Here is a 10,750-nt window from a genome sequence, read left to right on the forward strand (position 1 = left end):
AGGTCCTCAAACCGCGACGTTGAAGTCACAGCCGGTCTTGGAGCGCACCTCGTCGAGTGTCACTCCGGGATGCAGCTCGGTGAGCGTCAAGCCGCGTCCCGGCTCGACGTCGAACACGCACAGGTTGGTGATGATCATGTCGACCACGGCCTTGCCGGTGAGGGGCAGCGAGCATTGCTGACGGATTTTCGGGCTGCCGTCTTTCGCGGTGTGGTCCATGAGCACGATCACCCGCTTGACACCTGACACCAGATCCATCGCGCCGCCCGGACCCTTGACCATCTTGCCCGGCACCATCCAGTTGGCCAGGTCGCCGTTCTCGGCCACCTCCAAGGCGCCGAGGATGGACAAATCGATGTGGCCACCGCGGATCATTGCGAAGGAGTCGGCGCTGCTGAAGAAGCTGGACCCGGGCAGGGCGGTGACGGTCTGCTTGCCGGCGTTGACGAGATCGGGGTCGACGGCGTCTTCGCTCGGGTACGTCCCGATGCCCAGCAAGCCGTTCTCCGATTGCAGCGTGACGCTGATGTTGTCGGGAATGAAGTTGGCCACCAACGTCGGAATCCCGATACCCAGGTTGACGTAATAGCCGTCGCGCAACTCCTGGGCGGCGCGCTGGGCCATCCGCTCCCGAAGGGGGCTGTGCTGCTGGAGCGCGGCCCCGCCGCTCGTGGTGCGGAACTCGATGCGCTTCTCGTAGCCGGACCCCTCGATGATGCGGTCCACGTAGATGCCAGGGGTATGGATCAGGTCCGGATCCAGGTCTCCGACCTCGACCAGCTCTTCCACCTCGGCGATCGTCACGGCGCCGCAGGTGGCGATCATCGGGTTGAAATTGCGCGCGGTCTTTCGATAAATGAGGTTGCCGGCCTTGTCGCCCTTCCACGCCTTGACGATCGCCACGTCGGCCCGGATGCCTTCTTCCAGTACGTATTCCGTGCCGTCGAAGACGCGGGTGTCTTTGCCTTCCGCGAGGATGGTTCCGTACGCCGTGCGGGTGTAGAAACCGGGAATGCCGGCGCCGCCGGCACGCAACTTCTCCGCCAGCGTGCCCTGGGGAACGAGCGTGAGGTCAAGCTCGCCGGCCAACACCTGGCGCTCGAACTCCTTGTTCTCGCCGACATAGGAGGCGATCACCTTCTTCACCCGCCTGCCGTTGAGCAGCAGACCCATGCCGAAATCGTCCACACCGGCGTTGTTTCCGACAATGGTGAGGTCCTGAATGCCACTGTCGACGAGCGTCTGGATCAGCTTCTCCGGGATGCCGCAAAGACCGAAGCCACCGGCCGCGATCGTGATGCCATCCTGCAGCAAACCTTGCAGAGCCGACTCGGCGTCGGGGTGGACTTTATTACTCACTGAGCGCTCCCGTTCTGATACGACGATTCGGCCGTGACGTTACAGGCAGCCTCCATCAGCATCCAGCCCGACAGCTGCACCGACAGGTCTCGCTCGGCGACCTCGGAACTGTTCACCGCCCCCTCGACGAACTCTGCCTCCCCACCCTCGGCGCCGGGCAGGCGCGCGTCGCGGTCCCAGAACGGGCCGAACAGCGGCAACCCGTCGACCGTTTGCCGGTAGTCCCACGCCGACTTCGCGCTCGCCAGCACGATGCGCCGGGCGGTGTCGCGGGCCACGGCGTCGTCGGCCGAGTTCCCCGGCAGGGTGGTGGCGACCAGCGCCAGGTAGCGGGCGGTGATGCCGGAGAACAGGCCGCCGTCCCCGCCACCGGCGCCGGTCAGCACGCCCGTCGGGGCCATGTGGTCGGCGACGGCCGCGACCAGCCGATGCACCCGCGGGGCGTGCCGATCGTCATGAGTGCGTGCCGCGAGCTCCGTTTCCAGGCCGAGCACCACGCCCTGGCAATAGGTGTACTGGGCGCGCACCAGGGACCCGGCCTTGATGCCGTCGAACACCAGGTGCGTCTCCGGGTCGATCAGGGTCTCGTCGATCCAGTCGGCCATCTGCTGGGCGCGCCGCATCTTCTCGCCGCAGCGGGCCAAGAAGATTCCCGCCGGGCCGTTCGCGGGGGCGTTGAAGAACTGGTCCTGCTTGCGCCACGGGATGCCGCCGCCGTCCTCGGGCACCCACGCCGTCAGGAATTGATCGGCGAGCTTGGGCAGTGCGCGATGACGCTCGACCCCGGCGATCCGGGCGGCCCGTTCCAGCGCCAGCGCCAGCCAGGCCATGTCGTCGTAGTAGCTGTTGGTCCAACGAAAGTTGTTGCGCAGCCGGTGCGAACGGACCTGGCGGTTGATTCTGGTGTGCCGCTGGTGCTGCGGGTCGCGCAGCTGCGCGTCGACCAGACAATCCAGCAGGTGGGCCTGCCACCAGTAGTGCCAGGTGCCGAACATCCGGTCCCGCCGCGTCGACGGCCACGCCACCACGCCCAGCTGCGTCCCGGGTAACCCCCAGAGGCGTTTGAGGTGCCGTCGCGTCACGGCGGCCTCGGAGCTGGCCGCCCGGTTGACCCACAGCTGATCCATACTCCCCGATCCTGCCTCATACTGATATATGCGCTACCGGCAAACCATTTCGGGGACCACGCACACCTTTGACGGGCTGGTCGACGTGCTGGCCAAGGCGACGCCGCCGCGCTCCGGCGACCAGCTGGCGGGGTGCGCCGCCGGATCCGACGCCGAACGGGCCGCGGCCGCGTGGGTGCTGGCCGACATCCCGCTGGCGACGTTCCTCACCGACGTGGTGGTGCCGTACGAGACCGACGAGGTCACCCGGCTCATCATCGACGGCCACGACCGCGACGCGTTCGGCCCGATCGCCGACCTGACCGTGGGCGGCTTCCGCGACTGGCTGCTGGACGCGGCGTCCCGCGGCGACGCCGCCGCGCGGATCGCGGCGGTCTCCCCGGGGCTGACGCCGGAAATGGTTGCCGCGGTGTCAAAGATCATGCGCAATCAGGACCTGATCCTGGTCGCCGCCGCGGCGACGGCGACCGCCGCCTTCCGGACCACGATCGGGTTGCCGGGCACGCTCGCGACCCGGCTGCAGCCCAACCACCCCACCGACGACCCGCGCGGGATCGCCGCGGCGCTGCTCGACGGACTGCTGATGGGCTGCGGCGACGCGGTGATCGGCATCAACCCGGCGACCGACTCGCCGCACGCGGCGTCCGACCTGCTGCACCTGCTCGACGACATCCGGCAGCGGTTCGCGATCCCGGTCCAGTCGTGCGTGCTCTGCCACGTCACGACCACGATGGAGCTGATCGAGCGGGGCGCGCCCGTCGACCTGGTGTTCCAGTCGATCGCCGGCACCGAGGGCGCCAACGCCTCGTTCGGCACGTCGATTCCGATGCTGCTGGAGGCCGACGAGGCCGCGCGGTCGCTGAACCGCGGGACCGTCGGCGACAACGTCATGTACCTGGAGACGGGGCAGGGTGCGGCGCTGTCGGCGGGGGCCCACCTTGGCGTGGGTAACCGGCCGGTCGATCAGCAGACGCTGGAGGCGCGGGCGTACGGGGTGGCCCGGGCGCTGCGGCCGCTGCTAATCGACACCGTGGTCGGCTTCATCGGGCCGGAGTACCTCTACGACGGTAAGCAGATCATCCGCGCCGGGCTGGAGGACAACTTCTGCGGGAAACTGCTCGGGCTGCCGATGGGCGTCGACGTCTGCTACACCAACCACGCCGAGGCCGACCAGGACGACATGGACACGCTGCTCACCCTGCTCGGCGTGGCGGGCACCGCGTTCGTCATCACCGTTCCCGGCGCCGACGACATCATGCTCGGCTATCAGAGCCTGTCCTTTCACGACGCGCTGTACGTGCGAAAGGCGTTGGGGCTGCGGCCCGCTCCCGAATTCGAGGCGTGGCTGACCGGCCTGGGCATGGCCGACGCCGACGGCCGGATCCTGCCCGTCGACCCCGCAACGTCGCCGCTGCGCGCGCTGGCTGCCGGCTGATGACCGACCCGGAACCCGCGGACGCCTGGGCTCCGCTGCGGGCGACCACGCAGGCGCGGATCGGGCTCGGGCGGGCGGGAGACTCGCTGCCGACCCGGCGCGTCCTGGAATTCCAGGCCGCGCACGCCGCGGCGCGCGATGCTGTCCATGAACCGCTCGACGTCGACGGCCTGATCGCGCAACTGCACTTCGGCGAACCGCTGCGGGTGTCCAGCCGGGCGACTTCGCGCGGCGAGTATCTGCGGCGGCCCGACCTCGGCCGCACCCCCGCGGACCTGTCGGGTTTGCCAAAGACCAACGCGGACATCGGTATTGTGCTGGCCGACGGGTTATCGCCCCGGGCGCTGACCGACCACGCCGCGGGAATGCTCGAAGCCCTGGTGCGCGAATTCGACGGCCGGTACACGATCGCCCCGGTAGTCGTCGCGACCCAGGCGCGCGTCGCGCTGGGTGACCACATCGGCCAATCGCTCTGTGTAACAACGGTTCTCGTGCTCATAGGCGAACGGCCGGGGCTGTCGGTCGCCGACAGCCTGGGCATCTATCTGACACACCGGCCGACGCCGGGACGCACCGACGCCGACCGCAACTGCGTCTCCAACATCCATCCGCCCGACGGCCTGGACTACGCGACGGCCGCGGCGGTCACCGCCGCGTTGGTCGCCGGGGCGCGCCAACTCGGCCGCTCGGGGGTCGCCCTCAAAGACACAACGCGAGCAGCAATCGGCAGTTCTAGCGTCTCCGGCCTAGACGGTATGCGTACTTGAGCTGGTCGCCACCGGCGACGCCGAGCACAGCCTAGGGGCGGCACTACGGAAGGAGAGTGGGATCTCGCGCGTCATGGTGGATCCGACCCCCGATCTGGGCCAGCGGGCGGCGCAATTCGGCGGCGCTCAGCCCGGCTGCCTGGAGCCGGGTCATCCGGTCATCGTGCGTGCGGCGCGATCCCATCGCCCCGATGTATCCGACCTCGGGCAGGCGCAGCGCCGCCTCGAGCACCGGCACATCGAACTTTGGGTCGTGGGTGAGCACGCAGATCACCGTGTGCCGATCGATGGCGCCCGCCTCCGCCTGGGCGATGAGGTAGCGATGGGGCCAGTCGACGACGACCTCGTCGGCCGTCGGGAACCGGACCAGCGTGGCGAACACCGGGCGGGCGTCGCACACGGTGACGCGGTAGCCGAGAAAAGAGCCCTGCCGCGCGAGCGCGGCGGCGAAGTCGATCGCGCCGAAGATCAACGTCTGCGGCGTCGGCGCGCGCCGAACCCAGCGAACCCACCGTGCCGTCGGGCCGGATGACGATCCGACGGCCTATCCGGGCCGGGTCGGGGTGGGCGATCACGGTCCCGGTCGCCACCGCGCGCCCGCCGATGTCATCGGCCACCGCGCCGAGCTCAGGAAACGACGCGCGGGACACCGGTTCGACGAACACGTCGATCACGCCGCGAACGCGTCGTCGTCGCTGACTCCGTAACGCTCCAGCCGCGGCGCACCAGGTTTCACCGCCTCGGCGGCGAGGTCGTAGACCGCCCCTTACACGCAGCCACCCGACACCGACCCTTGACCGAGCCGTCCGGCGCGACCACCATTGCCGCTCCGGGCGGCCGCGGCGTGGACCGCACGGTGCGCACGACCGTGCCCAGCCCCGCGGTGTCACCGGCGCGCCAGATCGACATCAGTTCGGCCAGCACGTCACGCACACTCTCAACGTAGGCGGACGGTCACGACCCCGCTCGGCTTCGGGTCCATTCGCCCCCTCGATCGCTGCCGGACCGAGGGGTTTGAGGATCACATGTCACAGAGGCACCTGATTCCGGACCTGCACGTTGCCGGCGGATTTGATATCGCCCGCGATATCAAATTGCGCAGCGCGCGCATGGCGTTCAGCGGGCGCCCCGGGCGGCGACACGGCGAGAATCCCTGCCCTGAGCGCACATTCGACGCGGAGCGCGCAAAAGCGACGCGGCTACCACGCGTCCGACAGGTCCGCGTGCTGCCGGATCCAGGCGTGCATGGCGATGCCGGCGGCGACGCCGGCGTTGATGCTGCGGGTGGACCCGAATTGGGCGATCGACACCGCCATCGCGGCGCCCGCGCGGATGTCGTCGGTGATACCCGGGCCCTCCTGACCGAACACCAGCAGGCACTCCCGCGGTAGCGCGGTCTCCTCGAGCCGCGTGGCCCCCGGAACGTTGTCCACCGCCACCACCGTCAGCCCGGCATCGGCGGCGAAGCCCAGCAGTTCTCCCGTGCTGTCGTGATGGCACAGCCGCTGATAGCGGTCGGTCACCATGGCGCCGCGGCGATTCCACCGCCTTCGGCCCACGATGTGCACGGTGTGCACCGCGAAGGCGTTGGCGGTGCGCACCACCGAGCCGATGTTGGCGTCGTGACCGAAGTTCTCGATCGCGACGTGCAGCGAATGCCGGCGCCGATCGATGTCGGCGATGATCGCCTCCCGCGTCCAGTACCGGTAGGCGTCGACGACGTTGCGAGTGTCGCCCTCGCGCAACAGGACCGGGTCATACCGCGGGTCGTCGGGCGGCTCACCCGGCCAGGGGCCCACCCCGGCGGCGGGTGCGGCCCATTCGGTCGGCCCAGGCCCCGGTTCGCTCATCGCGGCGTCCACACCCCGGCATGCGTGCCGTCGACCGCGACGGTCGCGTAGAGCAGCGCCTGGTTGATTTCTCCCTGCGTGCACAGTGACGCGCTGACATGCACCGCGTCCAGCGAGGCGTCGGGCAGGATCAGCACCGACGACCCGTACGCCGAGCAGGCCGGGTTGAGCCCGGCGCCGGGCAGCGTCGGGGACGCGAGCAGCATCAGCGGGCCGCCGCGGTTGGCCGACTCGTCGCGATACCGGGCGGCGAGCCCGTCGGCTTCCAGGCCCAGCAGCATGTAGCCGTTGCCGTTGAACGCCGCGGGATCGCCGAGCTGCGCCTTGGTCATCGGGGCCCCGTCGGCGCGCCAGGCCGACAGGCTGACGGTCTTCACCGACAGGCCGGTGTCGTTTCCGTTGGTGGGCATCAGCCCCACCGGGAACGCGGCCGGGTAGGCCGCCGAGCTGTTCGGGATCCGGTCGCGCGGCGAGTAGGTGTAGACGCCGCGGACCTGGCTGCGATCCTTAAGCGGCCCAAGGCAAACCGTCCCGGCGAGCCGGTCGCCGGAAGCCGACAGCGGTGAGTGGATGTCGGGCGCCTTGCCCGTCGGGCGCTCGCAACTGCCCAGCCCGTTGGACTCCATCGGATGCGACAGCGCGCCGTAGAGCCCGAACCGGATGTCCTCGGGTTTGGCGTGCGGCGCCTGCGGGTTGGCCGCGGAGGCGTCAACGTCGATCAGCACATAATCGCCGTCCCAGCGCAGGTTCGACACCGCCATGTTCCAGCCCAGCAGCGACAGCGATTCCCCGAACCGCGCGCCCTGGGCGCCGTAAGGCCGGACCGGATGGCTAGAGCCCGAGCACCCCGTCAGGCAAGCCAGCAGGCAGGCCGCCATCGCGAGAAAGGTGCGCACAGCGATGGCGGCCTAGCCCAACCCGAGATCGGCGAGGCCCAGCACGCTGCGGTAGGGCAGGCCCTCGGCTTCGATGGCCTCGGCGGCGCCGGTGGAGCGGTCCACGACGGTGGCCACACCGACCACGTGTCCGCCGGCCTCTTGGACGGCGCGCACCGCGGTGAGCGCCGACGCGCCCGTGGTGCTGGTGTCCTCGACGACCAACACGCGCTTACCGGCAACCTCGGAGCCCTCGATAAGGCGTTGCAGCCCATGGGTTTTCGCGGACTTACGCACCACGAACGCGTCGATCGGGCGTCCCGGCGCGTGCATGACGGCCGTGGCGACCGGGTCGGCGCCCAGGGTAAGGCCCCCAACCACCGCGTAATCCCAGTCGCGGGTGAGGTCGCGCATCAGCGTGCCGATCAGGGCCGAGGCCCGGTGGTGCAGGGTGGCGCGGCGCAGGTCGACGTAGTAGTCGGCCTCCTTGCCGGACGACAGCGTCACCTTGCCGTGCACCACCGACAGCCGGCGCACCAGGTCGGCCAGCTCCGCGCGTAGGTCAATGTGCGCGGCTCCTCCTCCCGCCGCTGCGCGCCCGGCATCGTCGCCGCGCAGCGACTCCTCAGGTTCGGCCACGGCCACCGCCGATGCGCTTGGTCACGGCCCGCATCAGGGTCCGCGGGATCATCCGCTCCGCGGCGATGATCGCCTTGTACTGCAGGCCGGGGATGCTGATCACCTTGCCGCGCGCGACGTCGGCCAGGCTCTGGTTCACCACGTCGTCCACCTCCAGCCACATGAACGACGGCGACTTGGCCATGTCGATCCCCGCTCGGGCGTGAAACTCGGTGTGCACGTACCCCGGACACACGGCGTGCACCCCGACGCCGGTGCCTTGCAGGCCGACGGACAGGCCCTCGCTGAACGAGATCACCCACGCCTTGGACGCGGAGTAGGTGGATCCGCGCCCGGGCACCAGCCCGGCCACGCTGGCGATGTTGATGACGGTGCCGGCGCCGGCGTCGAGCATGGCCGGCAGGGCCGCCCGGGTGAGGTGCATGACGGCGGTGACGTTGACGTCGAGCTGGGACTGCAGCAATGCGGGGTCGGTCGCCCAGAAGTCGCCGGAGGTGGCGAAGCCGGCGTTGTTCACCAATACGCGCACCCCGCGGGACAGGCGTTCGCAGACCCGGTCGCGGCCGGTGGCGTCGGCCAGGTCGGCGGGCAGCACCTCGATGTTGCCGGCCCGGCCCTGCAGTTCGCCGGCGAGATCCGTCAGCCGGTCGGCGTCGCGGGCGACCAGGACCAGGTCGTAGCCGTCGTTGGCATAGCGTCGCGCGTAGCCGGCGCCGATCCCGGAGGTGGGCCCGGTGATCAGGGCTACGGGACGAGGCATGAGCGACATCCTAATGACGGCGGCCGCGCCGCCAACCCGGCGCCCGGCGCGCCGTCAGTGCTGATAGTTGCTGGCCTGGTGGCCGTTGCGTCCCGCCGGCGGCGGCCGGCGAACGGCGTCCGGGCCGTGCTGCTCGCGGCGGATCGGCTCGGCCGGCCGGCGCGTGGACGCGTCACCCAGCAGCCCGGCCACGTCTTGCTGCGGGCGCCGGGGCGGCAACTCGGCCCTGCCGGCAGGCGCCAGCGGACGGCTCGGCGCCGCGCTGCGCAGCCCCGCGGGCGCGCCGCCGGCCTCCTGCTGGGTCTCCTCCGGCAGCGGCGGCAGCACCCGCAACAGGTCGTTGAACTGGCGCACGGTGCGCAAGCCCTCGTCCCACTGGGTGCGGGTGCTGGTGATGGGCAGGGCAACCAGCGTCCAGTTCTGCTCGTTCCACATGATCTCGGCGGAGTCCGGCGCGGTGTGCGCGAAGGTGACCATGCGGCGGTCGCACGCCCGTCGGGCGGCGTCCAGGTTGGTGGAGTACACCATCCGCGGGCCGATCGCGCCCAGCAGCCAAATGTCGCTCTCCCGTGGCTCTTTGAGGCCCTTGAGGCGCAGGTCCACCACGACGTTGGTGCCCACCTTGCGGTGCAGCGCGATCACGGTGGCGACTTCCTCGAGATCGAAAATGTACACCGCCTCACCGCGGATCTGGCCCAGCACGACGTTCTCGGCGGCGATGTCGCCCACCGTCGAGATCACCCCGCGCTTCCAGCGCTTGAGAATGTCGGTCGATTCCCGCTCGTAGTCGAACCCGTGCGACCGCGCCCACGATTTGCGGCGCCTGCTGCGGCCGCGGCGTCGATCGAGGTCGACGTACAGCAACACGCCCGCGCCGACGAAGCACAGCGCGGAGAGCGTGAACCAAAGGGGGACCATCCCACACAGGGTATCTGCATTTGCTCCGGAATAAAGAAGTCCGGTCGGTCACAACCCAATCACAGCGTGGCGATCGCGAGCGCGGCGTAGCCGGGCGACGGGGGGTCGCCACCAAGTAACACCCCTCTCGCGCCGAACGTCGACTTGTTGGGCGATTTCGGATGAAATGCCGACAACAAGTCGACGTTCGAGCCGCCTCAGCCCAGGATCAGCGAATCGCCGTCCGGGCTGACATTCACCGGCACGGTGTCGCCGTCGTGCACGTCACCGGCCAGCAGCAGCTTGGCGAGCTGGTCGCCGATGGCCTGCTGCACCAAACGGCGCAGCGGCCGCGCGCCGTAGACCGGGTCGAATCCGCGCTGCGCCAGCCACTGCTTGGCCGGCAGCGACACCTCGAGCGTGAGGCGGCGCTGCGCCAGCCGCTTCTGCAGCTGGGCCAGCTGGATGTCGACGATCGACACCAGCTCGCCGGGCTCGAGGCCGTCGAAGATGATCACGTCGTCGAGCCGGTTGATGAACTCCGGCTTGAACGCCGAGCGCACCGCGGCCATCACTTGTTCCTCGCTGCCGCCCGACCCCAGGTTGGACGTCAGGATGAGGATGGTGTTGCGGAAGTCGACCGTGCGGCCCTGCCCGTCGGTGAGCCGGCCCTCGTCGAGCACCTGCAGCAGCACGTCGAATACGTCCGGGTGCGCCTTTTCGATCTCGTCGAACAGGATCACCGTGTACGGACGCCGCCGCACCGCCTCGGTCAGCTGGCCGCCCTGGTCGTAACCGATGTAACCGGGCGGGGCGCCGACGAGCCGGGCGACCGAGTGCTTCTCGCCGTACTCGCTCATGTCGATGCGGACCATCGCGCGCTCGTCGTCGAACAAAAACTCCGCCAGCGCCTTGGCCAGCTCGGTCTTACCGACACCAGTCGGGCCGAGGAACATGAAGGACCCGGTCGGCCGGTTGGGGTCGGCGACCCCGGCCCGGCTGCGACGCACCGCGTCGGACACCGCGGTCACCGCACGCTTC

10 protein-coding genes and 1 pseudogene are annotated in these 10,750 nt (G+C 69.8%); 2 read left to right on the forward strand and 9 right to left on the reverse strand.

Annotated features, from left to right (window positions below):
• Nucleotides 1–6: 6 nt before the first annotated feature.
• Both A5695_RS30130 and A5695_RS22985 read right to left on the reverse strand, forming a co-directional pair.
• Nucleotides 7–1,359 (reverse strand): 3-oxoacid CoA-transferase, encoded by a 1,353-nt coding sequence (locus A5695_RS30130; RefSeq protein WP_068087736.1) that lies wholly within the window; start codon nucleotides 1,357–1,359, stop codon nucleotides 7–9.
• The gene (locus A5695_RS22985) at nucleotides 1,356–2,486 is read right to left on the reverse strand and encodes a glycoside hydrolase family 76 protein (protein WP_068087738.1); all 1,131 of its coding nucleotides are present in this window, start codon (nucleotides 2,484–2,486) and stop codon (nucleotides 1,356–1,358) included. Before A5695_RS22985 ends, A5695_RS30130 begins: the two co-directional genes overlap by 4 nt.
• 28 nt (nucleotides 2,487–2,514) lie before the next feature.
• Here A5695_RS22985 and A5695_RS22990 point away from each other — a divergent pair, with 28 nt between their 5' ends.
• Both A5695_RS22990 and eutC read left to right on the forward strand, forming a co-directional pair.
• On the forward strand, nucleotides 2,515–3,921 hold the full coding sequence (locus A5695_RS22990; RefSeq protein ID WP_068087740.1) for an ethanolamine ammonia-lyase subunit EutB: 1,407 nt from the start codon (nucleotides 2,515–2,517) through the stop codon (nucleotides 3,919–3,921).
• A complete protein-coding gene (gene eutC, locus A5695_RS22995; RefSeq protein WP_068087743.1) occupies nucleotides 3,921–4,688 on the forward strand; it encodes an ethanolamine ammonia-lyase subunit EutC in 768 nt (255 codons plus the stop codon). The genes A5695_RS22990 and eutC overlap by 1 nt, the downstream gene beginning before the upstream one ends.
• 43 nt (nucleotides 4,689–4,731) lie before the next feature.
• Here the strand turns inward: eutC and A5695_RS27990 are convergent.
• The 7 genes and pseudogenes from A5695_RS27990 to A5695_RS23030 all read right to left on the reverse strand — a co-directional run.
• A pseudogene (locus A5695_RS27990) lies at nucleotides 4,732–5,621 on the reverse strand (XdhC family protein).
• A gap of 266 nt (nucleotides 5,622–5,887) precedes the next feature.
• Nucleotides 5,888–6,538 (reverse strand): RNA methyltransferase, encoded by a 651-nt coding sequence (locus A5695_RS23005; protein WP_068087774.1) that lies wholly within the window; start codon nucleotides 6,536–6,538, stop codon nucleotides 5,888–5,890.
• A complete protein-coding gene (locus A5695_RS23010; protein WP_068087770.1) occupies nucleotides 6,535–7,416 on the reverse strand; it encodes a hypothetical protein in 882 nt (293 codons plus the stop codon). The genes A5695_RS23005 and A5695_RS23010 overlap by 4 nt, the downstream gene beginning before the upstream one ends.
• Nucleotides 7,417–7,446: 30 nt before the next feature.
• Nucleotides 7,447–7,980 (reverse strand): orotate phosphoribosyltransferase, encoded by a 534-nt coding sequence (gene pyrE, locus A5695_RS23015; RefSeq protein ID WP_068087780.1) that lies wholly within the window; start codon nucleotides 7,978–7,980, stop codon nucleotides 7,447–7,449.
• 58 nt (nucleotides 7,981–8,038) lie between these two features.
• Nucleotides 8,039–8,812, reverse strand: a complete 774-nt coding sequence (locus tag A5695_RS23020) for an SDR family oxidoreductase (RefSeq protein WP_068087783.1) — start codon at nucleotides 8,810–8,812, stop codon at nucleotides 8,039–8,041.
• A gap of 54 nt (nucleotides 8,813–8,866) precedes the next feature.
• Nucleotides 8,867–9,730 (reverse strand): trehalose monomycolate transport factor TtfA, encoded by an 864-nt coding sequence (gene ttfA, locus A5695_RS23025; protein ID WP_068087748.1) that lies wholly within the window; start codon nucleotides 9,728–9,730, stop codon nucleotides 8,867–8,869.
• A gap of 197 nt (nucleotides 9,731–9,927) precedes the next feature.
• Nucleotides 9,928–10,750 (reverse strand): AAA family ATPase (locus A5695_RS23030; protein ID WP_156749814.1); only part of this gene is annotated, 823 nt, incomplete at its 5' end.

Source organism: Mycobacterium sp. E1747 (genome assembly GCF_001667775.1).
In the GTDB taxonomy this organism is placed as follows: domain Bacteria; phylum Actinomycetota; class Actinomycetes; order Mycobacteriales; family Mycobacteriaceae; genus Mycobacterium.